Below are 24,478 nucleotides of genomic sequence, written 5' to 3'. Positions count from 1 at the left end.
AGCCACTCATCAGCACAGTTGCCTTAACTGCGGCAGCTTTTTTTGCCATGTCTACTTTTCAACGCCCCAAGCTCGTTTTGCCCGATAACCGCAAGAAGGTGCTGCTGCATTCTTGCTGTGCCCCCTGCTCGGGCGAGGTCATGGAGGCCATGACGGCCTCGGGCATTGACTACTCCATCTATTTCTACAATCCCAATATCCATCCCGACCGCGAGTACGAGATCCGCAAGGAAGAAAATATCCGCTTCGCCCAGCAGCACAATATCGAGTTCATCGATGCCGATTATGATCGCGACAACTGGTTCGAGCGGGTCAAGGGTCTGGAAGACGAGCCTGAGCGTGGCGCGCGCTGCACGGTATGCTTTGACATGCGCTTTGAGCGTACGGCCTTGTATGCGCATGAACACGGCTTTGACACCATCAGCAGTTCATTGGGGATTTCGCGCTGGAAGGACATGAACCAGATCAATGGTTGTGGCGAGCGCGCGGCAGCACGCTATCCCGAACTGATCTACTGGACCTACAACTGGCGCAAGGGTGGCGGTTCAGCCCGCATGATAGAAATCAGCAAGCGCGAAGAGTTCTATCAGCAGGAATACTGTGGTTGTGTGTATTCGCTGCGCGATACCAACCGTCATCGTCGTGCCCAGGGGCGCGACCGTATCAAAATAGGGATCAAGTTCTATGGCAAGGATGAGCTGACGCTCAATCCTCCGCCCGAGTCCTGATGTACACCGGCCAGGTTCTGATCACCGCCGGCGGGCCTGAAGGTGGTTCGCCAGCCGCTTGAAAGACGTCTGGGGGGTGTATGCAGGGCGGCGCAGGCACGGCGCGCTTGCTTCCGCGTCTACGTCGTCCAGCCGGGCGGCGGGCGAACTCCCTCGCTGCGCTCGGTCAGACAGCGCCCGCCGACTGCCCCCGGCTTCCCTTCCGTAGCACGCGGCGCACGCCTAAACGCCTGCTCTGCCCTGCATACACCCCCCCCAGACTCAGCGTGCCGGCGAACCACCTTCAGGCCCGCCGGCTCGTCGATTACTGCAGGGTCCGTGAGAACACGAACTCGTCATCCTGCCAATCCACGGGCACTACATCCTTGGGCCCGAACTTGCCCTCCAGAATCAGCCGCGCAACCGGATTCTCGATATGCTGCTGAATCGCACGCTTCAAGGGACGCGCCCCGAACACCGGATCAAAACCGGCGCGTGCCAGTTGCGCCAGAGCGGCATCCGACACCTCGAGTCGCATATCCCTTTCGGCCAGGCGCTGACCCAGGCGTTGCAGCTGAATTCGTGCAATGGACTCAATATGCTTGGCTTCCAGACCATGAAACACCACCACCTCATCTATGCGGTTCAGGAACTCGGGCCGGAATGACTGCTTGAGTTCATCCCAGATCACTTCCTTCACCACCTCGTAAGGCTGGCCGGCCATGCTCTGGATATGCTGCGAACCCAGATTCGAAGTCATGATGATCACCGTATTGCGGAAATCCACAGTGCGGCCCTGGCCATCGGTCAGCCGGCCATCATCAAGCACCTGCAACAACACGTTGAAGACATCGGGGTGGGCCTTCTCGACCTCGTCCAGCAAGACCACGCTATAGGGCTTGCGCCTGACCGCCTCGGTCAGGTAGCCGCCCTCTTCGTAGCCCACATAGCCCGGAGGCGCACCGATCAGGCGTGCGACCGAATGCTTCTCCATGAACTCGCTCATATCGATGCGTATCATGTGCTCTTCCGAGTCGAACAGGAAATTCGCCAGGGCCTTGGTCAGTTCGGTCTTGCCCACACCGGTAGGCCCAAGGAACAGGAAGGAACCGTAGGGCCTTGACGGATCTGACAATCCGGCACGCGAGCGGCGTATGGCATCGGCCACCAAAGTGACGGCCTCGTCCTGGCCCACCACACGCTGATGCAGGAAGTCTTCCATTTTCAGCAGCTTGTCGCGTTCACCCTGCATCATCTTGGAGACAGGAATGCCCGTGGCGCGCGAAACGACCTCGGCGATCTCTTCGGCACCCACCTGGGTACGCAGAAGGCGTGGCCGGTCGGTCTCTTCTTTCTGCTGCTGGCTTTCCTCGGCCGACTGCAAGCGGCCTTCGAGTTCCGGCAGCTTGCCATACTGCAGCTCGGCCAGCTTGTCGAACTGCCCCTTGCGCTGCAGCTCCGCCATCTCTGCACGGACGCGCTCGATTTCTTCCTTGATGGCTTGCGAACCCTGCACAGCGGCTTTTTCCGACTTCCAGACTTCTTCAAAGTCGTTGTATTCACGCTGCAACTTGACCAGCTCATCTTCAATCGCCTTGAGCCTGCGTTGCGAGCCTTCGTCAGTGTCTTTGTTGACAGCCTCGCGCTCGATCTTCAACTGAATGATGCGGCGGTCCAGTCTGTCCATGACTTCGGGCTTGGAGTCGATTTCCATGCGTATCCGTGCTGCCGCCTCATCGATCAGGTCTATGGCCTTGTCAGGCAGGAAACGATCGGTGATGTAACGATTGGACAGCTCGGCGGCCGCCACAATGGCGGGGTCGGTGATGGCCACGCCATGGTGCAGCTCGTAGCGCTCCTGCAGCCCGCGCAATATGGCAATGGTCGATTCCACATCGGGCTCGTTGATCAGTACTTTCTGGAAACGGCGCTCCAGCGCAGCATCTTTTTCAATGTACTTGCGGTATTCGTCGAGCGTCGTGGCGCCGATGCAGTGCAGCTCGCCCCTGGACAAGGCCGGCTTGAGCATATTGCCGGCATCCATGGCGCCTTCAGCCTTGCCGGCGCCCACCATGGTGTGCAGCTCGTCGATAAATACAATGGTTCGACCGTCGTCCTGCGACAGTTCCTTCAGGACGGCCTTCAGGCGTTCCTCGAACTCGCCACGGTACTTGGCTCCTGCCAGCAAGGCAGCCATATCCAGCGACAGCACGCGCTTGCCTTTCAGCGTTTCAGGCACCTCGTTGTTGACGATGCGTTGGGCCAGCCCTTCAACGATGGCGGTCTTGCCCACGCCAGGCTCACCGATCAGAACCGGGTTGTTTTTGGTGCGGCGCTGCAGAATCTGTATGGAGCGACGGATTTCGTCATCGCGGCCTATGACCGGGTCCAGCTTGCCCAGTCGGGCACGCTCGGTAAGGTCTGTGGTGTATTTGGCCAGGGCTTCGCGGTTGGATTCACCCTCGGAGTCGGACATCGACGCACCGCCACGTACTGCCTCGATGGCGGTTTCCAGGGCTTTGCGTTGCAAGCCGGCCTCACGCAGCAAGCGTCCAGCTTCCCCTTTGTCGTCAGACAGCGCCAGCAGAAACAGTTCGCTGGCAATATAGGTGTCGCCGCGATTGGACGCTTCTTTGTCCGTACGGGCAAGTACCGTCTGCAGGTCGCGGCTGACCTGTATATTGCCTTCCGCACCCTGCACCCGTGGCAGGCCTTCTATCAGGGTATCCACACTGGTGGCCAAGCGCTTGACGGCAACGCCGGAACGGGCCAGCAGACTGGCGGCTCCGCTGTCAGCATCGGCAAGCAGGGCGGCCAGCACGTGTGCGGGTTCTATATATTGATTGTCGTTTTTGACAGCAAGACTTTGCGCGTCGGCAATAGCCTGCTGAAACTTGGTGGTAAGTTTATCGAATCGCATGATCTTTTCACTGAATGGTGGGGGCTATCGCCCGAATAGTGAATATGTGCGGCTGAAGTGAAAAATTTCAAGGGTCACAGGGGCTTACATCAAAGGCGAGACAACGATTACACTAACAGGGGTGAGTTTCATGCCCATTTTCAAGGAGAAGGCCATGCGCGGTGCAATCAAGAAATGGGGCAATAGCGCGGCAATCCGTCTGCCCTCCTCGATGCTCAAATCGCTCAAGCTAAGTCCTGACGACATCGTCGAGATCCGGCTCGAACGTAACTCCATCGTAATCCAGCCCCTGCGCGAGCAGGAATACCTGCTGGGGCAACTACTAAGCGGCATCAAGCCCAAGAACCTGCATCCCGAGATAGACTTCGGCGCGGCAGGCGAATAGCCCTGTCAACGCAAAGGGGGGAATTGATATGAACAAACGCTATACGCCCGATACCGGAGACATCGTCCACGTACACTTTGAACAAATCGGCCATGGCGTCGACAGTTACAAAGCAGCGTTGGTACTCAGTCCCATGGCTTACAATAAGAAAACCGGGCTCATGGTCTGCTGTGCGATCTCAACCGACATCAAAGGCTATCCCTTCGAAGTCATACTCGACTCCGACCGTCCTGTGGCCGTGCTGTCCGATCAGATCAAGAGCATAGACTGGGCCCACGCCAGCATCAGCCATCATGGGCGTGCTGGCGTAACCGAGCTGGCACAGGTACGAGCGAAGCTACTGGCACTTGTTTCAAAGTCCTGACTGCCAATTACGCTTTGCTACCGTATACTTGATACAAATCAATTATACGGCCCGGGATTAACCCTGGTCCGAATAATGGCCATGTCCGGCCGAACCAGCCAATACTTTGCGTCCTCAGGACGATCGCATGCAAAAAAGAATCAACGTAACACCCGACTCCACGCGCTGCTCAACCTGCATGTTGAACGAGATCTGCCTGCCGCTGGGCATGCAACGCGGCGATATCAACAAACTCGACGAGCTCATCAAGGAACGCATACGGGTGCCCAAAGGCAGCGCACTGTTCCGCCTGGGTGATCCGACCGAGGCTGTGTATGGCATACGCTCGGGCTCGCTCAAGACGCAACTGGAGGATGCATCTGGCCAGGTTCAGATCACGGGCTTTCTGTTGCCGGGCGAAATCATCGGCATGGATGGCCTGGTCGACAATACCCATGTCTCGCATGCCCTGGCACTTGAAGACAGTGAAGTCTGTGTGATTCGTATCGACGAGCTCGATGCTCTTTCGCATCATCTGCCTATATTGCAACAGCAGCTGCGCCGTCTCATGAGCAAGGAAATCAGCCGCGCTCACCAGTTGGTCATGTCGCTGGGTGCCTTGCGCTCCGAGCAACGGCTGGCTGCATTTCTGATCAATCTTTCGCAGCGCCTGGCTGCTCTGGGGTATTCCTCTACCGAGTTTATCCTGCGCATGAGCCGCGAAGAAATCGGCAACTATCTGGGCCTGACACTGGAGACCGTCAGCCGCCTGTTTTCACGCTTTGCGCGCGACGGCCTGATACGGGTGCACCAAAGGGAAGTGCATATTCTGGACATGCAGGGCTTGAAGGTATTGTCGGGTACCGACTGCGGCTGACGCCGCAGCGGCACTCAGCCTTCTATCGGATCGCCGAATTCGTCGAGGATCTGCCCGCGCGGCGCCATGTGCAGGGTGAGCGCGCTCGAGAGCGCCGCCATCAGCCAGAACAGAAAGAATCCACCGGCATAGACCTGCTGCCGGGTAGCCTGCAAATACCCCAGAAATGTAATGTCGAGTGGATCAACCAAGGCAAATACGGTGGCGCTGGTAGCTGCGCCTACCAGAAAGGACGGCCATAAAATCCACATTAACGAACGACGCTGCATGTACGGGTCTCCTTGACACAATCTATTGTTGTGGTTCGGATGCCGGCGCCTGTTCTTGCTGGGTAACCACCAGCCCCCGTTTGACGCCACCATCTGTAATAACCTTGTTGCCGGTATTCTGAAATGCCAGCACGATAGTGATAATACACCCAACTATAGCCAGAAATGGCCCTGCCATGATGATCCAGGGCCAGGGTTCGCGCCACCAGGGCCCCTGATCGGTTTTTCCTGTGTGAATTTTCTTCTGTGACATACGGTACTCCTGCCCTTATTTTGGCACGAAGAAGCTGGAACGCTCGACCACCGTGGTGTCGGCAGCTTCCTGGTAGGAAGCAACCGCCGTGAGCTCGATATCGTGCAAACCAGGATCCGCCTGACCTACCGGCATCCGCACGACGACCGGAACCATCTTGTTGGACGCAGCATCGACCTGTACCGTGGATTCTCCCTGGTCGACGGTAACCACCGTAACCTGCGGAACACCCGAGGCACTGAGCCTGATGGTCAGCGGAGACTCCGAAGCATTCATGAACTGCAGGCGATACACGTTTTCTATCATGCCACCGGGCACTTCTCTTCCGAGCGCACCGCGGTCGCGGATGATATCCATGCGCAGGGTCGTACGGGTAGCCAGCGACACTACAAAGGTAATGGCAATCAGGGCCAGGACGGCCGAGTAGATCAACACACGAGGACGCAACATTCGCTTGCGCACCTGACTTTGTGTCATTCCATCGGTAATCGCGCGACCCGAGGTATAACGTATCAGGCCACGTTCGTAATTCATTTTGTCCATGACGGTGTCACAGGCATCGACACAAGCGCCACAGCCTATGCACATATACTGCAGGCCATCACGGATATCGATGCCGGTCGGGCAGACCTGCACACACAGACTGCAATCGACACAATCACCCATGCCGGCTTCTTTGTGATCGATACGGCGTGAACGCCCGCCACGCGGCTCACCACGCACGTGATCGTAAGTCACCACAAAGGTATCGTCATCGACCATGACGCTTTGGAAGCGTGCATAGGGGCACATGTATTTACAGACCGCTTCACGCATGAAGCCGGCATTGCCCCAGGTGGCGAAGGCGTAGAACACCATCCAGAACCATTGCCACGGGCCTAGCGACAGTGTCAGCAATCCCATGCCCAGTTCGCGTATGGGGGCAAAATAGCCGATGAAGGTGGATCCGGTCCACCAGGCTATCAAAATCCAGATAATGTGTTTGGTGGCCTTCAGGCGTATCTTGCGCGCATTCCAGGGTTGCTCATCGAGCCGTATGCGGGCGAGCCTGTCACCCTCGATACGGCGCTCGACCCACATGAAGATTTCGGTATAAACCGTTTGAGGGCAGGCGTAGCCGCAAAACAAGCGGCCCGCCATCGCCGTGAACAGAAACAAAGCAAAAGCAGAGATGACCAGCAATACGGCAAGATAAATGACGTCTTGCGGCCACAACACCATGCCGAACAAGTAAAACTTGCGGGCAGCCAGGTCGAAAAGCACGGCCTGGCGACCATTCCATTGCAACCAGGGCAAACCATAGAAGATCAGTTGGGTAACAAAAACCATGATGATCCGCCAGCGCGCGAAAATGCCACTGACCGAGCGCGGATAGATCTTGGTTCGAACCTCGGACAGCGCCTTCTCGACTTGAGGAGACGTTCCTCCCGCCTTGCGGACCGTTGGCGGACGCCATGCAGGTGCTTCCTGGGCGGTTTGCTCGTTGTCCGGCTTGACGGGTGGTTCGTTACTACTCATGATGATGCCTTTAGTTTGCGGTGGTGCTTGTACCCTGGTTGGTCAGTCCCCATACCCACGCTGTGAGCATACGAATCTGATCTTCGGTAAGAATGCCTTCCTGAGCGGGCATGATGTTCGTGCGACCATTAAGAATGGTTTCCACGATGGTGGCTTCAGAGCTGCCGTACAGCCAGACACCGTCGGTCAGGTTGGGGGCACCCAAAGCCGTATTGCCCTTGCCATCCACGCCGTGGCAGGCTACGCAGAACATATCGAAACCGCGCTTGCCGGGCACGACCCTGAGGGAGTCGCTGGCAAGGCCAGACAGGGACCGTACATATTGCGCAATGTCGGCCGCCTCGGCTGGTTTGATCTGCGCGCTCCAGGGCGGCATCATGCCATGACGACCCTTGGTGATCGTTTGCATGATTTGCTCTGGCGCACCGCCATATAGCCAGTCGCCATCCGCCAGGTTCGGAAAGTTACTGCTGCCGCGGGCGTCAGAACCATGGCATTGCGCACAATTGTTCAGGAACAGACGTTGTCCGATCTGCCGCGCATCGGGGTCCTGTGCCACCTCGGGGATGGACATTTGCTGATAGCGGGCGTAAACGGGCCTGATACGCTCATTGAGCGCCTCTTGCTGCGCCTTGACCTGACCTGCCGAGGTATAGCCCAAAGACCCTTTGTACGTTCCCAGGCCCGGGTACAGAAAGAACAGGGCCAGGGCGGCGATACAGAGACCGATGTAGAACACCGTCCACCAGCGCGGCACTGGTGTATTGAATTCCGTCAGGTCGCCATCCCAGACATGGCCGGTTTCTTCGACCTCTGGTGCGGTTTGCTTGAGCCAGGCGCGTTGCGTGTACAGCAGCCACAGGCAGAACACGACGCCACCCAAGGCGATAATGGTGATGAAGTAGCTCCAGAAGCCACTGAAAAAATCACTCATGAGAGCCCCCTACTTTCTTTTCCAGGGCGCCTTCGTCGGGAACGGAAAAAGGCAGCATGGATGCTTCGTAATTGGCCTGGGTCCGGCCACGTGAAAATGCCCACCAGACGATTCCCAGGAAAGTCAGCATGGCGAAAATCGTCGCCACTGCATTGAGCACGGCCATTTACAGTTCTCCTTCAGCGACAGCCTTGGCAGCGGCGGCACGGCCAGCCACACCCAAACCTTGCAGGTAGGCAACCAATGCATCTTCTTCCGTCTTGCCCTTGAGCTGCTCGGGTGCTTTTTCGATTTGCTCGTCGGTATAAGGCACGCCCAGTTTGCGCAGCACCTTCATGCGGTCCTGCACATTCTCGTTCTCAACCGAATTGTGCTGCAGCCACGGATAGGCAGGCATGTTGGACTCTTTCACGACATCACGCGGATCGCGCAAATGCACGCGATGCCAGTCGTCGGAGTAGCGTCCGCCCACGCGAGCCAGGTCGGGCCCGGTGCGCTTGGACCCCCACAGGAAGGGATGATCGTAGCGGGACTCACCGGCCAGCGAATACGGGCCGTAGCGCTGCACTTCGGAGCTGAGCATACGGATTTGCTGTGAGTGGCAGCCTACACAGCCTTCGCGGATATAGACGTCGCGACCCACCAGATTCAGCGGCTCGTAGGGCTCCACGCCCGGCGTGGCCTGGGTCGTGGAGTGCTGAAAGAACAGCGGAACAATCTGTGCAAGGCCGGCGAACGAGATGACGGCGATACTCAGGATGATCAGCAGGCCAACGTTGGTTTCAATCATTTTGTGAGAAAAACCGGTACTCTTTTTGGTCATTTATGCTCTCCTTATGCCGTCGCAGAAGCCGGACCGATAAATGCAGGATCACGCGCGTCGGGACTATACAGCGGCACAGCAGGATTGACCTTGGGCTGGCCTTTCACGGTTATCCAGGTATTCCATGCCATGATGCACATGCCCGACAGGAACAGCAGCCCGCCCATCAAGCGTATGGCGTAGAAGGGATAGGTCGCCTTTACTGCCTCGACAAAGCTGTAGGTCAGCGTGCCGTCCTCACCCGTGGCGCTCCACATGAGGCCTTGCATGACCCCGGCAATCCACATCGAACTGATGTACAGCACCACGCCCAGGGTGGCGACCCAGAAGTGCAGCTCCACCAGCTTCATGCTGGCCATCGAGGTGCGGCCGTATAAACGGGGAATCATGTAATAGAACGAACCAAAGGTAATCATGGCGACCCAGCCCAGCGCACCGGAGTGCACGTGGCCGACCGTCCAGTCGGTGTAGTGCGACAAGGCATTGACCGTTCGTATGGACATCATCGAGCCTTCAAAGGTAGACATGCCATAGAACGACAGCGCCACCACCAGGAATTTCAGGATGGGATCGGTGCGCAACTTGTGCCAGGCACCCGACATGGTCATGATCCCGTTGATCATGCCGCCCCAGGAAGGTGCCAGCAGGATCAGCGAGAGCGCCATGCCCAGTGTCTGGGTCCAGTCAGGCAGCGAGGTGTACAGCAAATGGTGCGGACCGGCCCACATGTATGTAAAGGCCAGCGCCCAGAAGTGCACGATGGACAGGCGATACGAATAGATGGGGCGCCCGGCCTGCTTGGGCACGAAGTAATACATCATGCCCAGGAAGCTGGTGGTCAGGAAAAAGCCCACCGCGTTGTGGCCGTACCACCACTGCACCATGGCATCCTGCACACCGGCATACACCGAATACGACTTCCACATGCTGACGGGCAGCTCGAGGTTGTTAAAAATGTGCAGCACGGCAATGGTCAGGATATACGATCCGAAGAACCAGTTGGCCACATAGATGTGCTTGACCCGGCGCTTGGCGATGGTGCCAAAAAACACCACGGCGAAAGCAACCCAGACCAACGTGATCAGGATGTCGATGGGCCATTCGAGTTCGGCATATTCTTTGGTGCTGGTATAACCCAGGGGAAGGGTAATGACTGCAGCAACCAGAACGACTTGCCAGCCCCAGAAAGTGAAGGCAGCCAGCTTGTCACTGAACAACCGCGCCTGACAGGTGCGTTGCACGACATAATAGGCAGTGGCAAACAATGCACTGCCTCCGAAAGCAAAAATCACGCCGTTGGTATGCAAGGGACGCAGGCGTCCGTAGCTGAACCAAGGTGTATTGAAATTCAATTCCGGCCAGATCAGTTGCGCGGCAATCAGTACCCCGACCGCCATGCCAACAACGCCCCAAAATACCGTAGCGATCGTAAACTGCCTGACCACGCGGTAATTGAAGACCTCGGCCTGAGTTCCGACAGTATCGGAAGTGCCCATGAGCTTCCCCTAAAACAAATAAACAATGCGAGACGCCAGCATCTTCATGCAAGAGTGGATTGCTCTCCTTGACCTGCATCAAGAAGAACCGCTTGCAGTCAACACTGACGCTTTCGCGCCACACTTTATAAAAAAAACATCAACCGTCAGTATCGTTATCGTGAAGGATGGACTCGGCTGCCTGATTGGTATTGTCGAACTGACCGGAAAATATGGCCCACCAGAATGCCACGCCTATCAGGATCACCAGCAGCAAAGAGATGGGCAGCAACAGGAACAAGGAGGCTTCCATTCCCTGCCCCTATGCCGCCGCAGCCATCTGCCAATCGCCGCGCAGCCCGGAAAACTTGCGGAACAGACGCCACGAATTGGCGGCAACAGCCAGTGATGAAAGCAGCATGGTGATGGCGGCCAGCCATGGCGCAACCAGTCCAAATGCAGCCAGAGGCGTCATAAGCAGATGCCAGGCTACCGAACCATACAAATTCTGACGAGCGACGGCGCTGGTTGCCTGAACCAGTCGCAGAGGATCAGGCCCCGCACCGGCGGGGGCTGCGGAATGACAGGCATGAGCCGCGGCAACAGCCGTGGGCACGGCCATGGCCATGGCACAGGGGCAGCTCATGACCAGCAAAGCCACCATGACTCCGATGGCGTGCTCGGGAGAGTAGAAGTACCAGAAGGCGCCAACGAGGAACGCCAGCACAAGCTGTACCAGTACAAACCAGAAAGCTACCCGGTTGGCGCGCACAGATACACTCTGGCGAAACTGTTCTATGTATTGATGTACCTGATCGCCCCCAACGGACTGGCGCGCACAGAGCTCCAGGTAACGCGCCGTCAGGAGAAAGGCCACGAACATGGTGACGGAATCGAAATAGACTTCTCCCCTGCCCGTCCAGGTTGTGATCGCGCTGGGAATGAAGGCGGCAACAATACCCAATGCAACCGGCACGTCCATGCCTACGCGGCCATGCCGCAGGGTATCCAGCGCGCCGCGCCATACCGGCCAGGCACAGTAAAACATGACCGGCACGGTCAGGATCAGGCTGATCCAGTTCATCAGGAAGATTGCCTGGTCAAGCAACTGAAGATTCTCGGGCGCCATGCTTTCCGAGCGCAGGTAGCCCGGAAACGCAAACATCATGACCTGCATCATGGCAAGCCACCCCAAACCCATGCGCGCCAGCATATGACGCCGTTTTTCACGGTCGTGATCGGACAAGCCACCCGGGGTGGAGAAAATGGAGAATGCGCGCATGACAGGCAATATAACAAATGACCTCAAAGACAACTTGATCTAAATCAAGATTATGAAAACATTGATATTTGCCGGCCAGTCTGGCCGTGACCGCAAAATGCAAGAAAGGCGTAAAACCATCCCGCCCGGATGATTTTACGCCTGATTTGATCCTTGCGTTACTGCACTATTCAGGCGACTTTGCGGTCTGCCGCTGTGTCAGACTCGAATTGGGCTTCTTCGGTCGACCCGGTCAGGGCAGTGGTCGAGGACTGCCCGCCTTCTATCGTCTGGGTGACGGCATCGAAGTAACCTGTGCCCACTTCCCGCTGGTGCTTCACGGCGGTGAACCCCAAGTCGGCAGCGGCAAATTCCTTCTGCTGCAACTCGACGAAGGCGCTCATCTGGCGACGTGCGTAGCCATGAGCCAGCTCGAACATGCCGTAGTTCAAGGCGTGGAAGCCAGCCAGGGTGATGAACTGGAACTTGTAACCCATGGCGCCCAGTTCACGCTGGAACTTGGCGATCGTCGAGTCATCAAGATTCTTCTTCCAGTTGAACGACGGCGAGCAGTTGTAGGCCAGCATTTTTCCGGGGAACCGGCGGTGTATGGCCTCGGCGAACTGACGGGCATACTCAAGGTTGGGGGTCGACGTTTCGCACCAGAGCAAATCCGCGTAAGGCGCATAGGCCAGGCCACGCGAAATACCCTGCTCGATACCGGCGCGGGTACGGAAAAAGCCTTCCGGAGTACGCTCGCCGGTAATGAAGGGATGATCGTTTTCATCAATGTCGCTGGTCACCAGGTCTGCAGCGTCCGCATCGGTACGCGCCAGCAACAGCGTGGGTACGCCCAGTACGTCGGCAGCCAGACGGGCCGAAACCAGCTTTGCAACGGCGTCGCGCGTGGGAACCAGCACTTTACCGCCCATGTGGCCACATTTCTTGACCGATGCCAGCTGATCTTCGAAGTGCACCCCGGCAGCACCGGCTTCTATCATGGCCTTCATCAGTTCAAACGCATTGAGCACACCACCAAAGCCGGCCTCGGCGTCAGCCACAATCGGAGCGAAGTAGTCGATATAGTCAGCATCTTGCGGGTTCTTGCCCTCCATCCACTGGATCTGATCGCAGCGGGTCAAGGCGTTATTGATGCGGCGCACGACTTGCGGAACCGAATTGGCCGGATACAGCGATTGATCGGGATACATCTCGCCCGCGCCATTCGCATCGCCGGCAACCTGCCAGCCAGAAAGATAGATGGCCTTGAGCCCGGCCTTGACCTGCTGCATGGCCTGGTTGCCGGTCAGGGCCCCCAGGGAATTCACAAACGGCTCGGAGTGCAGCAAGCCCCACAGCTTCTCGGCACCACGGCGTGCCAGGGTATGCTCGACCTGCACCGAGCCACGCAAGCGCACGACCTCTTCGGCACCATAACCACGTTTGATGCCCTGCCAGCGGGGGTCTTCAGCCCAGCTCTTTTGCAAATTGCGTATTTCGTTTTCCCGTGTGCTCATGATGATGTTCCTTGAAAAGTTAAAAACAAAAGCAGAAATCGATGGGAAAAGTCTACGCCTTTGTTGCGCAGCATATAACACTTATGTCTTATATAAGACTAAAAATATTTGTTTTTAAAAACATTAACTTATAAAACTATTTTTATATAGTGGAATAATATTTTCTGGTATGAAATGATCAATCATGCAACGCAGCAGGCTGTTTTCATAATGCGGAAGCGATTTTTCACCATACGAGAACAGAAGCCTGGCAAGTACAATGAGAGCTGACATTGCGCACCCGCCATATCCCGGAATTTTCTTACCAAGCCATCAGAAACCATGCAAGACCCTGCCCTCGCCAACGCACCACTAGGCCACGAAACAATCTACCCCGATACTTACGACGCCGGGCTGCTCTTTCCTGTCGCTCGTGCAAGCAATCGCGCTGCACTTGCCATCCCGGCAACCTGGTATGGCGACGACATCTGGAACGCCTACGAATTGTCGTGGCTGACGCCAAAAGGCAAACCGGTGGTTGCCCTGGCCCGATTTGTATTCCCTCACTTCAGCCCCAACCTGGTCGAATCCAAGTCATTCAAGCTGTATCTGAACTCCTTCAGTGAAGAGCGTTTCGAGCATGCCGAGGCCGTGAGTCAGATCCTGAAAACTGATCTTGGCCGAGCTGCCGGCGCCGATGTAGGCGTGGAACTGCAGCCGCTCGGCCCGCAGTCCATCGTGCAACATGCGCCCATGGAAGGAATCAACATTGATGATGCCGACATAGCAATCAGCACCTACGAACCGTCACCCGGCCTGCTGCAATGCCTGCCGTCGGCCACCGTTGTGACGGAAACGCTGGTGTCGGATCTGCTCAAATCCAATTGCCCGGTCACCGGACAGCCCGATTGGGGAAGCGTGCAGGTACGCTATACGGGACCACAAATTGATCGCGACGCATTGCTGCGCTACGTTGTATCGCTGCGTCGTCATACCGAGTTTCACGAGCATTGTGTCGAGAAAATGTACTGTGATATCTGGCAAGCCTGTCAGCCTGAGACACTGACCGTTTATGCACGCTACACGCGACGCGGCGGCCTGGACATCAACCCCTGGCGCAGCAGCACCCCGGCCAGCGTCAGCCAGTTCCGCACAGCCCGGCAATAACCCGGTCCTGCCAACCCGGGCGTGCCGGAATCAGGCCTTGGCCGGCATCGCCGGCAGGCCGCTGCGGCTGGCAGCTTTGGCCACCATGATCGCCAGCCCGGCAGCACAAACAAAGCCCACGGCCGAGCCATACCAGGGCCCCTGGCTGAATCCGGCATCGAGCATCATGCCAAAGCCCACAGGTGCCAACGAAGAGCCGACATCCATGCCCGAATAAACCAGACCATAGACGGTTCCGGTGGCCCCTTTCGGGGTGACACGCCGGATCAACATGTCACGCGAAGGCCCTGCCACGCCGGAACAGAAACCGGCCATGCACACCAGCAAGACCGCAAACGACGGTGGCACACCGCCCAAGGCCAGTACCACCAGCAAACCGCCCGCCAGCACCAGCGAAATGGCCACAATACGCTCGGTATTGGGTGTTGAGCCAACCAGGAAACCTCCAAACACCATGCCGCCCGCCGCTGCCAGCATGTATCCCGACAGGGCTGTGCCGGCCAGCACTTTATCGATACCGTAGACATCGCCCAGCATGGGTATGGTGTAGTTCTGTACTGAAGACAGGGAGCCGGCCGTAAAGGCAAAGAACAGAAAGGCACCCCAAAGCGCAGGCTGCACCAGCAATGTAGCCAGTGTCTGCCCCACGGTCTGCCTGGACAAATCGGCTTCCCGCGATTCCGCCTCGGTCGCAGGCGTCGGTTCGCTTTCATTTCTGCCTGCCAGCAAATCACGGCCAAGCCAGGTCAGGAAAAGCACAAACGCCACCAGCAAGGCGGCCCCGAAAGCGGCAATCCGCCAGTTGCCCAGATGGATAAGGGCTGCCATGAACACCGGCGTCAGGGCCCAGCCCAGGTTGCCGGTCAGGCCGTGGGTGCTGAAAGCATGGCCCAGGCGGCGCTGGCTGACGCGATGATTGATGATGGAATAGTCAACAGGATGAAAAACAGAATTGCCTATGCCTCCGATCGCAGCAGCCAGCAGCAGCAGGAAATAGCCGTTGGATAACGCGATAAGGACACCGGACAGCACAAAGCAACCCAACCCGAAACGCAGTACGGGGGCCGGGCCTATGCGATCGACCACAAAACCCGACGACGCCTGCCCTAGACAAGACACCAGGAAAAACACGGTGGCCAGCAAGCCCAGCTGAACGAAATCGTAGCCATACTCGTGAGCCAGCGAGAGATACAGCGTGGGGAATACCAGCTGAAAGAAGTGTGAGCACGCATGCGCGGATCCGATCAGGCTGATGATTTTCCAGTCTTTGTACTTCAAAGCCAGACTATCTGGCTGGATCCCCGGGTTTGCTGCTGTCATGATGCTGTCTTTGTGAACGCTTTATGGCTTTGAAGCCGGCCGCTTCAGCGCCGGTCGGAACGGTCGCGAATTTCAGGCCAGGCGCGGCGCAGGTAATAGAACATGGACCATACCGTCAGGATGGCGGCAATCACGATCAGCACTTGCCCGAGCAGCTCTAGTGGAACACCGTACAACGGCTGCCAGTACAAGAGACAAGGTATCGCAATCATTTGTGCTGCCGTCTTGAGCTTGCCCAGGCGGTGCACGGCCACGCTGCCACTCGCACCTATCTTGGCCATCCATTCGCGCAACGCCGAAATGGTGATCTCGCGCCCGATGATGATCAGGGCGATAAAGGAGTCTACACGATCCAGATCCAGCAAAATCAGCAGCGCCGCACAAACCATCAGCTTGTCGGCGACCGGGTCGAGGAATGCGCCGAACGACGACGTTTGGTTCCAGCGCCGGGCCAGCCAGCCGTCGAACCAATCGGTCAGGGCGGCCACAATAAAGGCAACCGCGGCCACGGCATCTCGCACCGGCACGGAAATCCAGTCAGTGGGAATATAGAACAGCCCAACGACCAGCGGAATCATGCCGATACGCAGCCAGGTCAGGGCAATAGGTAGGTTCATAGGCATAAGCTGAATACTACCCTATCGGAGGGCTTGATAGATACGTTCGGCCAGTTCATCTGAGATTCCCACCACAGACCGCAGATCATCGATGCTGGCATCGACCACGCCGGTGAATCCGCCAAAGCGCGCAAGCAGCTTCTGGCGCCGACGCGCTCCTATGCCTTCTATTTGTTCCAGACGCGATACATTGCGCGCCTTGGCCCGTTGTGCCCGCATCCCGGTAATGGCAAACCGGTGCGCCTCGTCGCGAATTTGTGCCACCAGCATCAGTGCTGCCGACTCTATGCCCAAAGCCACGGGTTCCCTGCCATCCACGAACACCAGGGTTTCCAGACCAACCTTGCGCCCCTCCCCCTTGGCCACGCCAACAATCGTACGGGTATCGAGCCCCAGCTCAACAAACACCTGCCGTGCAACCTCGACCTGCCCCTTGCCGCCATCGATCAGGACAATCGCTGGCATCTCGGCCTGCCCGTCAGCGACCCGGCTGAAGCGACGCTCGAGCACCTGACGCATGGCCGCATAATCATCACCCGGCGTGATGCCCGCGATGTTGTAGCGACGATACAAAGAGGGCTGCATATCGTGATGCTTGTACACCACACACGATGCCTGGGTGGCCTCACCTGCGGTATGGCTGATGTCGAAGCATTCTATGTGCATGGCATCAAGAGCGGCTTCGTCGGTGTCCATATCCAGGGCCGTGGCCAGTGCCAGGCTGCGTGCCACCCTGGCACTGGATTCGGTCAGCAAACGTGCCAGCGCCAGCTCGGCATTCTTGCTTGCCTGCTCAAGCCAGACCTTGCGCAAACCTTGAGGCCTGATCAGTACTCTGGCCCTGACCCCGGTCTGTTCCGCCAGCAACTTGATCAGATCCGGGTCAGGCAAGGAATGCGAGCAGACCAGTACCGCAGGCATGGCGCTGTCCAGATAATGCTGGGCGACAAAGGCTGCCAGCACATCGGCCGCGCTGTCGTCCAGGGTATGCGCAGGAAAGAAAGGCTTGTCGCCCAGATGACGCCCGCCCCGTACCATGGCCAGATTGACACAGACACGTCCACCCGCCGAAGCCACCGCAATGACATCAACATCGTCATCGCCCACTTTCTCCATGGACTGCTGTTGCAGCACTTTGGCCAACGCACCAACCTGGTCGCGCAGCACGGCCGCCTTCTCGAACTCCAGTGCCGCAGAAGCCTGGTGCATGCGTTCTTCGATATCGCGCATGACCTCGTTTGCATGCCCGTCCAGGAACTGCACGGCACGCGCCACATCGGCCTGGTAATCGTCGTTGGCGATCAGGCCCACACAGGGAGCGGAACAGCGCCCGATCTGATAAAGCAGGCATGGGCGCGAACGATTGGCAAAGACGCTGTCTTCACAGGTGCGCAGGCGAAACACCCGCTGCAATATCTGTATGGTTTCACGCACGGCCCACGCATTGGGATAAGGCCCGAAATACCGCCCCTTCCCGCTGGTGCTGCCACGATAATAGGCGATACGCGGCGTTGCATGCCCGCTGAACATCAGATAGGGATAGGACTTGTCATCCCTGAACAAGATGTTGTAGCGCGGCTTCAGGCTCTTGATCAGATTGTTTTCCAGCAACAGCGCTTCGGCCTCGGAACGCGTGACCGTCACTTCCAGCCGCTCTACCCGCGCCACCATATGGGCGATGCGGGGGCTGGACGGCGTCTTCTGGAAGTACGAACTGACGCGCTTCTTCAGATCGCGCGCCTTGCCTACATACAGCACTGTGCCCTGTGCATCCAGATGCCTATAGACACCCGGAAGATGAGGCAGGTCAGCCAGAAACGATTTGAGATTGAAGTCTTCGGGCATATTGATACCGTTCATCAGCCTGCAAGGCATCCCAGTCAGGCGCCACACTGGCCGGCATCAGACGACGTATGCGCTGAACTGACGCCGGATCATGTTCAATCTTCAGACGCGACAGCAGATCGTCGGCCAGATCAGGGCGATTGCAAACCAATACCATATCGCATCCCGCCCCCAGGGCAGCCTCGGCACGCGCCAGAATATCGCCCGCCACGGTGGCCCCTTCCATCGTCAGGTCATCGGAGAAAACCACCCCGTCATAAGCCAGATCCTGGCGCAGCACCTTCTGTATCCAGTGTCGGGAAAAACCTGCCGGTTGGGGATCGACCTGGGAATAAATGACATGCGCCGGCATCACCGACGGCAGCACCATATCACCCAGCCAGCCGTAAGGCGCGGCGTCTTCCTGCATGATCTGCTCGAAGGTGCGCGTATCGACCGGTATTTCGTGATGCGAGTCAGCCTCGACAGCGCCGTGTCCCGGAAAGTGCTTGCCGCAAGATGCCATCCCGGACAGCATCAGCCCCTGAATCAGAGCCCGCGCAAGCATGGCCACCACCCTGGGATCCCGGTGAAACGAACGGTTGCCTATCACCTTGCTGACGCCGTAATCCAGGTCCAGTACCGGCGTAAAGCTCAGATCCACACCGCAGGCACGCAACTCAGCGCCCAGCACATAGCCCGCTTCGGACGCCAGGCGCATGGCGGCCAGCGAGTCTTGCGTCCACAGCTCGCCAAACACACTCATGGCCGGAATGGACGTAAACCCATCCGTGCGGAAGCGCTGAACGCGCCCCCCTTCGTGATCCACAGCAATCAGCAAGGGCTCATCACGCTCGGCATGAATGGCCTGGCACAAGGCAGCCAGTTGCTCGCGGTGATCAAAATTGCGCGCAAACAAAATGACGCCGCCCACCAGCGGATTACGCAGGCGCTGACGCTCATGATGCGTAAGAACCGTGCCTTCCACATCCACCATCACGGGACCGGGCGGCATGCCTGTACGCAGAGTTTGTTCTGTCATGGATTCATTTCCGTTAAATTCTCGGGCAGTGGCCCCAATGCTTCGACGATCACAAAAGCCGCCACTGTATCAGTTTCGTCGGACACGGAAACATGGGCCTTGCCAAAGCGTTCGCCATACCAGCTGGCCAACGGTTCGGACAGCCTCACGCCCGGCCTGCCGCCAGGCTCGTTCAGGGTCTGCATACGGGACCACGCCATGGGGCTGCGCATACCCAGGCCTATTGCCTTGGAAAACGCTTCCTTGGCCGCAAAACGGGTAGCCAGATAGCGTATGCCACGCTGGGGATCACGCTGGCTGCGCAGTCGAAACTTTTCAATTTCCTGCGGGCCCAGGACGCGATGCACGAACTTGTCGCCATAAAGCGCATACACGCGCTCGATACGGTCCAGGCGCAACAAATCCATGCCTATCCCTGCTATCCCACCCACCTGCGCCGGATCCATCATCGTCATTCACCCACACTACTACTGGAACGTTGAATGATACCTTGTCGGGAAGCGCGCCGGTGACGGCCGGCCCAACGCTGGCAGCCTTCCACTATTCAGTATCCTAAAAAGCCATGCGTATCAGGGGCTGTGGAGGCGCCTCGCGCACGCCGGTTTATGGCTCGATGGCGAGGAGGCAAGGCTGCGGTTGTTCGAGCCCGACGGGTGTCGGGCCACTGGCCCGACCGGGCGAGTTCCGCAGCCGCCTCGCCATCGAGCCATAAACCGGGCATCCCTGGCGCAGCCAGGGACATAGCGCGTGAAGCCGGAACGGCCCCTGATACGCATGGCTTTCTTAAGAAACTGAAAAGGCTGCCAAAAGCAGCCTGATGACCAGCAGAAAACACCCCGACGATCACCGCGCCCGCTTATCAAGCACCCGGCGCGCCTTGCCCGTCAGCGTGCGCTCCACCTGCCCTGCCGTCTGCACCGTAATCCGAGCCGAAACACCAATATATGTTTTCACCGCATGCTGCAGCTTGCTCGCAATCGCATCGCGCTGCGCCACACCCAGATGATCATACTCAGGCCGCACCTCAGTCAGAATCTCCAGCTCATCAAGATGACCGCTACGCGTCAGCACCAGCTGATACTGCGCCGCCAGCTCGGGAATCTTCAGAACCACCTCCTCGACCTGTGTCGGAAACAGATTCACACCCCGGACAATCAGCATATCGTCGCTGCGACCAGTAATCTTGTCGATACGACGCATACTGCGCGACGTGGGCGGCAACAACCGCGTCAGATCACGCGTACGATAACGGATCACCGGCATACCTTCCTTGGTCAGCGACGTAAACACCAGCTCACCCTCTTGACCGTCAGGCAATACCTCACCCGTAACCGGATCAATAATCTCCGGATAGAAATGATCCTCCCAGACTACAGGACCATCCTTGGACTCGACACACTCCATCGCCACGCCAGGCCCCATGACCTCTGACAGACCATAGATGTCCAGCGCATCAATGCCCGTGCGTTTCTCAATATCCTGGCGCATCTGCCCCGTCCAGGGCTCGGCCCCGAAAATACCGATGCGCAGGGAACTGGCAGAGGGATCCATGCCCTGGCGCTCCATCTCCTCGATGATGTTGCAGAAATAGGAAGGCGTCACCATGATTACGGACGGCTCGAAGTCACGTATCAGCTGCACCTGCTTCTCGGTTTGCCCGCCCGACATCGGCACAACGCTGCAACCCAGTTTCTCGGCACCATAGTGTGCCCCCAGACCACCGGTGAACAAGCCATAGCCGTACGCCACATGCACGATGTCGCCAGGCCGACCGCCCGATGCCCAGATAGAGCGTGCAACCAGATCAGCCCAGTTATCAATATCCCTGGCTGTATAGCCCACTACCGTGGGCTTGCCGGTAGTACCGCTGGAAGCATGTATGCGCACAATCTGCTCGCGTGGTACGGCAAACATCCTGAAGGGATAGTTATCACGCAGATCCTGCTTGGCGGTTAGTGGAAACCGCGACAGATCCGAAAGCTGCTTCAGGTCAGATGGATGCACACCAGCCTTGTCGAAGGCATTCCGGTAATGCGGCACATTATCGTAAGCGTGCGACAGCGACCACTTCATGCGTTCGAGTTGCAAGCTGCGCAACTCGTCCACGCTCGCGTGCTCGATAGCGTCCCGTCCGGCGTGCGACGATTTGGCTTCTGACATGGTTGTCTCCTACTTTTTATCTTCTTGACAGGTAAATGGTTGGTCGTGCGCCGATATCCGGCGCACATATGCCGGGTGGTCAGGTCTCGACCACCTGGCCCTTGATGCGATACGAACGCCCACGAAAAACCGCAACACGTGTGCCGTCCTGCTTGCTGACATGAACATCGTAGACACCGGTACGGCCGGCCAGCGAATATTCATCCGCGCGTGCCGTCAGCACATCGCCCTCGAAGGCAGGTGCCAGAAAATCTATGGTGCAGCCCGACGCGACGGTTACGGCATTACGTGAATTGCAGGCAAACGCAAAAGCACTGTCGGCCAATGCAAAAATAAAACCGCCATGACAGGTCTTGTGCCCGTTCAGCATATCGCTGCGCACGGTCATGCTCATACTGGCCTTGCCGGGCGCAACCGACACAACTTGTGCACCCAGGGCCTGCGATGCCTGGTCCCCGGCGTACATGGTTTGCGCAGTAAGTTCAGCCAGGGCCTGAGGATCATCGGGCAAAGTATTCGCGTTCACGTCTTGAACATCTGGAGCGGAAGAGTTCATCATTGCCCCTTGAATACTGCGGGACGCCGCTCGAGGAAGGCTGCTACCCCTTCTGCATAATCGTGGCTGTTGCCCAATTCGCGCATCAGATCACGCTCGAGATCGAGTTGCTGATCCAGCGTATTGCCCAGGCTTTCATTCAATGCCTTCTTGGTATAGGCCAGCCCCTTGGTCGGTGCGCTCGCAAAATGCCTGGCTAATTCATCGAGGCGGGCATCGAAATCCTCGTCGGCCACGCACTCCCAGATCAGGCCCCAGTCTTGCGCCTGCTGTGCGCTGAGCTTGTCGCCCAGCAAGGAAAGCCCCATTGCCTTTGCCCGGCCAACCAGCCTGGGCAGGACATAGGTGCCGGCCGTATCGGGCAGCAGTCCCAGCCGGCAGAAGGCCTGAATGAAACTGGCACTTTGCCTGGCAATGACGATGTCGCCGGCCAGTGCCAAATTGGCACCTGCACCTGCTGCCACACCATTCACCCCGACTAACACGGGCATGGGCAATGCATGCAGACGACGCACCAGTGGCGCGTAGTATTTTTCTATGGTGTCACCCAGATCCACCTTGTCGGCACTCATTTCCTTGGCGGAAAGATCCTGGCCGGCACAAAAACCCCGCCCGTTTCCGGTCAGCACCAGTACGCGCGCGCCCTGGGACTCGACCTGATCCAGAGCATCAGCCAATTCCCTGTGCATCTCTGAAGTGAAACTGTTCAACTTATCGGGGCGATTCAACGCTACACGGGCTATGCCCTGACTGAGGCTGAATTCAATATTCTGATATGTCATGAAGTCTCCGGGATTGACGGTTAGGCGTGCCAGCGCGTTTGCACGACACGGAAACGATTGGCCACATAGGCCGTATCGGACAACGCGGCATTTGCAGCAGGGTTGGCTCCTGTGCCATGGAAATCGCTGAAGGCCGCAGTCTGATTCACAAAGACGGCCCCGGTCAGGTTCAGCGACAGCGAGACACCGGCCTGCTCGGCCGCCTTGCGTGCCTGCTCGAGCACGGCGGGATCGGTTGCATAAGCGGCAAGTGTCAGGGCGCCATGATCGATGACGGTTTGACGGGCCACCTGTATGCTGTTTTCGGTGGAATCGGTAGCGACTATAAAGACGATAGGACCAAACCACTCGCGCTGGATGACCGGATTGGCGACATCGGTCTTGAGCAACAGCGGGCTGCGCACGTTGGCATGTTCAAACTGAGGATGCGCCAGCGACTGGCTGTCGCACAATACAGGCAAGCCTAACGCCCGGGCCTCGTCTATCCGCTTCGTCACGCCATCATTCTGTATCGCACCGGTAATCTCGACCGCCCGGGCCGGATCAGCCACCAGCTTTTCCACAGCCTGGGCCAGACCCGCGGCAACCTCGTCGAAGCTCATGTGGCCATCTGCTGTTTTGATGCCATCGCGGGGAACATAGACGTTTTGCGGCGCCGTGCACATCTGGCCGGAATACAGGGCAAACGAAAATGCCAGGTTACGCGCCACCCCCTTGAAGTCTTCGACCGAGTCGATGATGACCTGGTTTACGCCTGCTTTCTCGGTATAGACTTGCGCCTGGCGTGCGTTTTGCTCGAGCCAGTTGCCATTGGCACTGCTGCCTGTGAAATCGATAAGCCTGACTGAAGGGTTAAGCGCCAGTTGCTGGGCTGTGTCGTCATCTGCCGGATGTGCCGCCAGCTGAACGACGTCGGGGTCAAATCCAGCTTCTGACAACACTTCACGTGCAATCTTTACGGTAATGGCCAGCGGCAGAATCGCCCCGGGATGCGGCTTCACGATCAGCGTGTTGCCAGTCGCCAGACTGGCAAACAGGCCGGGATAGCCATTCCAGGTGGGAAATGTTGCACAACCGATTACCAGGCTGATACCACGCGGCACCACGGTAAATCGCTTTTGCATCTTGATGGGATCATGTTTGCCCTGCGGCTTTTCCCAACTGACCAGACCCGGAATACGCGCCATTTCCTGCCAGGCATAGGCCACGGCCTCCAGGCCACGGTCTTGAGCATGCGGACCCCCGGCCTGGAAGGCCATCATGAAGCCCTGCCCGGTTGTATGCTGCACGGCATACGCCACTTCGAAGCTGCGCTGATTCAGACGGTGCAGAATTTCCAGCGCCACACCTGCCCACGCCTGCGGGCCGGCTTCACGCCAGGAAGCCAGTGCCTTTTCCGAGTTTTCAATCAAGGCGGCGGCGGGAACCCGGGGATAACGCACGCCCAGTGCAAAACCAAACGGGGATACCTCGGCGCCGGTCGTACCGGCGGCGCCATTCTGTTGCAGGGGGAAGTCATTGTCGCGATAGGCCTGGAAGGCGGCCTGGCCATCATCGTTTGCCGTTTCACCGTATGCACGGGGGCTGGGGGATTCGGAAAACGGGCTCCAGTAGCCACGCGTGGCAGCGGCTGCGACCGCCTGCTCGAGCACGGCCTGGTGGGTCTGGAAAAAATCTATGGACACTATGATGGCTCCTTGGATATACCGCCCCGCTCCAGGGCGTTTTCAGCATTATTCAAATTTAAAT

At 57.9% G+C, this 24,478-nt stretch carries 25 protein-coding genes; 5 read left to right on the top strand and 20 right to left on the bottom strand.

Annotated elements, in window-relative coordinates:
• Positions 1–47: 47 nt before the first annotated feature.
• Entirely contained in the window at positions 48–728 is a 681-nt protein-coding gene (locus LKR43_RS03020) for an epoxyqueuosine reductase QueH (protein ID WP_227682373.1), read from the top strand.
• A 304-nt stretch (positions 729–1,032) separates the two neighbouring features.
• Here LKR43_RS03020 and clpB read toward each other — a convergent pair whose 3' ends face one another.
• A complete protein-coding gene (gene clpB, locus LKR43_RS03015; RefSeq protein WP_227682372.1) occupies positions 1,033–3,627 on the bottom strand; it encodes an ATP-dependent chaperone ClpB in 2,595 nt (864 codons plus the stop codon).
• Between the two features lie 130 nt (positions 3,628–3,757).
• Here clpB and LKR43_RS03010 point away from each other — a divergent pair, with 130 nt between their 5' ends.
• From LKR43_RS03010 to fnr, 3 genes are all read left to right on the top strand, one after another.
• The gene (locus tag LKR43_RS03010) at positions 3,758–4,012 is read left to right on the top strand and encodes an AbrB/MazE/SpoVT family DNA-binding domain-containing protein (RefSeq protein WP_227682371.1); all 255 of its coding nucleotides are present in this window, start codon (positions 3,758–3,760) and stop codon (positions 4,010–4,012) included.
• 28 nt (positions 4,013–4,040) lie between these two features.
• On the top strand, positions 4,041–4,376 hold the full coding sequence (locus tag LKR43_RS03005) for a type II toxin-antitoxin system PemK/MazF family toxin (RefSeq protein ID WP_227682370.1): 336 nt from the start codon (positions 4,041–4,043) through the stop codon (positions 4,374–4,376).
• 127 nt (positions 4,377–4,503) lie between these two features.
• Positions 4,504–5,232, top strand: coding sequence for a fumarate/nitrate reduction transcriptional regulator Fnr (fnr, locus tag LKR43_RS03000; RefSeq protein ID WP_227682369.1), 729 nt, complete (start codon positions 4,504–4,506; stop codon positions 5,230–5,232).
• A 14-nt stretch (positions 5,233–5,246) separates the two neighbouring features.
• Here fnr and LKR43_RS02995 read toward each other — a convergent pair whose 3' ends face one another.
• From LKR43_RS02995 to aceA, 10 genes are all read right to left on the bottom strand, one after another.
• On the bottom strand, positions 5,247–5,501 hold the full coding sequence (locus LKR43_RS02995) for a hypothetical protein (RefSeq protein WP_227682368.1): 255 nt from the start codon (positions 5,499–5,501) through the stop codon (positions 5,247–5,249).
• Between the two features lie 22 nt (positions 5,502–5,523).
• On the bottom strand, positions 5,524–5,754 hold the full coding sequence (locus tag LKR43_RS02990; RefSeq protein WP_227682367.1) for a FixH family protein: 231 nt from the start codon (positions 5,752–5,754) through the stop codon (positions 5,524–5,526).
• A gap of 15 nt (positions 5,755–5,769) precedes the next feature.
• Complete coding sequence (gene ccoG / locus LKR43_RS02985) at positions 5,770–7,272, bottom strand: cytochrome c oxidase accessory protein CcoG (RefSeq protein ID WP_227682366.1); 1,503 nt, start codon at positions 7,270–7,272, stop codon at positions 5,770–5,772.
• A gap of 10 nt (positions 7,273–7,282) precedes the next feature.
• Complete coding sequence (gene ccoP, locus LKR43_RS02980; protein ID WP_227682365.1) at positions 7,283–8,206, bottom strand: cytochrome-c oxidase, cbb3-type subunit III; 924 nt, start codon at positions 8,204–8,206, stop codon at positions 7,283–7,285.
• Entirely contained in the window at positions 8,199–8,372 is a 174-nt protein-coding gene (locus tag LKR43_RS02975) for a CcoQ/FixQ family Cbb3-type cytochrome c oxidase assembly chaperone (RefSeq protein ID WP_227682364.1), read from the bottom strand. Before LKR43_RS02975 ends, ccoP begins: the two co-directional genes overlap by 8 nt.
• Positions 8,373–9,029, bottom strand: coding sequence for a cytochrome-c oxidase, cbb3-type subunit II (ccoO, locus tag LKR43_RS02970; protein ID WP_227682363.1), 657 nt, complete (start codon positions 9,027–9,029; stop codon positions 8,373–8,375).
• An 11-nt stretch (positions 9,030–9,040) separates the two neighbouring features.
• Positions 9,041–10,525 (bottom strand): cytochrome-c oxidase, cbb3-type subunit I, encoded by a 1,485-nt coding sequence (gene ccoN, locus LKR43_RS02965; RefSeq protein ID WP_227682362.1) that lies wholly within the window; start codon positions 10,523–10,525, stop codon positions 9,041–9,043.
• A gap of 139 nt (positions 10,526–10,664) precedes the next feature.
• Positions 10,665–10,817, bottom strand: coding sequence for a cbb3-type cytochrome oxidase assembly protein CcoS (gene ccoS, locus LKR43_RS02960; protein ID WP_180029368.1), 153 nt, complete (start codon positions 10,815–10,817; stop codon positions 10,665–10,667).
• Between the two features lie 9 nt (positions 10,818–10,826).
• The gene (locus tag LKR43_RS02955; RefSeq protein ID WP_227682361.1) at positions 10,827–11,786 is read right to left on the bottom strand and encodes a hypothetical protein; all 960 of its coding nucleotides are present in this window, start codon (positions 11,784–11,786) and stop codon (positions 10,827–10,829) included.
• Positions 11,787–11,956: 170 nt separating this feature from the next.
• The gene (gene aceA / locus LKR43_RS02950; RefSeq protein ID WP_227682360.1) at positions 11,957–13,282 is read right to left on the bottom strand and encodes an isocitrate lyase; all 1,326 of its coding nucleotides are present in this window, start codon (positions 13,280–13,282) and stop codon (positions 11,957–11,959) included.
• A 321-nt stretch (positions 13,283–13,603) separates the two neighbouring features.
• Between aceA and queF the strand changes: the two genes are divergently transcribed.
• The gene (gene queF, locus LKR43_RS02945; protein ID WP_227682359.1) at positions 13,604–14,428 is read left to right on the top strand and encodes an NADPH-dependent 7-cyano-7-deazaguanine reductase QueF; all 825 of its coding nucleotides are present in this window, start codon (positions 13,604–13,606) and stop codon (positions 14,426–14,428) included.
• A gap of 30 nt (positions 14,429–14,458) precedes the next feature.
• Here the strand turns inward: queF and LKR43_RS02940 are convergent, their stop codons facing one another.
• From LKR43_RS02940 to paaN, 9 genes are all read right to left on the bottom strand, one after another.
• On the bottom strand, positions 14,459–15,748 hold the full coding sequence (locus LKR43_RS02940; protein ID WP_227682358.1) for an MFS transporter: 1,290 nt from the start codon (positions 15,746–15,748) through the stop codon (positions 14,459–14,461).
• Between the two features lie 44 nt (positions 15,749–15,792).
• Entirely contained in the window at positions 15,793–16,371 is a 579-nt protein-coding gene (gene pgsA / locus LKR43_RS02935; protein WP_227682357.1) for a CDP-diacylglycerol--glycerol-3-phosphate 3-phosphatidyltransferase, read from the bottom strand.
• A 15-nt stretch (positions 16,372–16,386) separates the two neighbouring features.
• Positions 16,387–18,210: an excinuclease ABC subunit UvrC gene (uvrC, locus tag LKR43_RS02930; RefSeq protein ID WP_227682804.1), complete on the bottom strand. Its 1,824-nt coding sequence runs from the start codon at positions 18,208–18,210 to the stop codon at positions 16,387–16,389.
• Positions 18,173–19,231 (bottom strand): beta-N-acetylhexosaminidase, encoded by a 1,059-nt coding sequence (nagZ, locus tag LKR43_RS02925; RefSeq protein WP_227682356.1) that lies wholly within the window; start codon positions 19,229–19,231, stop codon positions 18,173–18,175. Before nagZ ends, uvrC begins: the two co-directional genes overlap by 38 nt.
• Positions 19,228–19,686, bottom strand: coding sequence for a holo-ACP synthase (acpS, locus tag LKR43_RS02920; RefSeq protein WP_227682355.1), 459 nt, complete (start codon positions 19,684–19,686; stop codon positions 19,228–19,230). The genes nagZ and acpS overlap by 4 nt, the downstream gene beginning before the upstream one ends.
• A gap of 388 nt (positions 19,687–20,074) precedes the next feature.
• On the bottom strand, positions 20,075–21,391 hold the full coding sequence (paaK, locus tag LKR43_RS02915) for a phenylacetate--CoA ligase PaaK (RefSeq protein ID WP_227682354.1): 1,317 nt from the start codon (positions 21,389–21,391) through the stop codon (positions 20,075–20,077).
• Between the two features lie 79 nt (positions 21,392–21,470).
• The gene (gene paaI, locus LKR43_RS02910) at positions 21,471–21,947 is read right to left on the bottom strand and encodes a hydroxyphenylacetyl-CoA thioesterase PaaI (protein WP_370632056.1); all 477 of its coding nucleotides are present in this window, start codon (positions 21,945–21,947) and stop codon (positions 21,471–21,473) included.
• Positions 21,947–22,729, bottom strand: coding sequence for a 2-(1,2-epoxy-1,2-dihydrophenyl)acetyl-CoA isomerase PaaG (gene paaG / locus LKR43_RS02905; protein WP_227682353.1), 783 nt, complete (start codon positions 22,727–22,729; stop codon positions 21,947–21,949). The genes paaI and paaG overlap by 1 nt, the downstream gene beginning before the upstream one ends.
• A 20-nt stretch (positions 22,730–22,749) precedes the next feature.
• On the bottom strand, positions 22,750–24,414 hold the full coding sequence (paaN, locus tag LKR43_RS02900; protein ID WP_227682352.1) for a phenylacetic acid degradation protein PaaN: 1,665 nt from the start codon (positions 24,412–24,414) through the stop codon (positions 22,750–22,752).
• Positions 24,415–24,478 lie beyond the last annotated feature (64 nt).

Origin of the sequence: Pusillimonas sp. MFBS29, from assembly GCF_020687695.1 — a bacterium.
Taxonomy (GTDB): domain Bacteria; phylum Pseudomonadota; class Gammaproteobacteria; order Burkholderiales; family Burkholderiaceae_B; genus Pusillimonas_C.
Note: the sequence above shows the minus strand (reverse complement) of the source record. Positions and strands in the feature narration are given on the sequence as shown.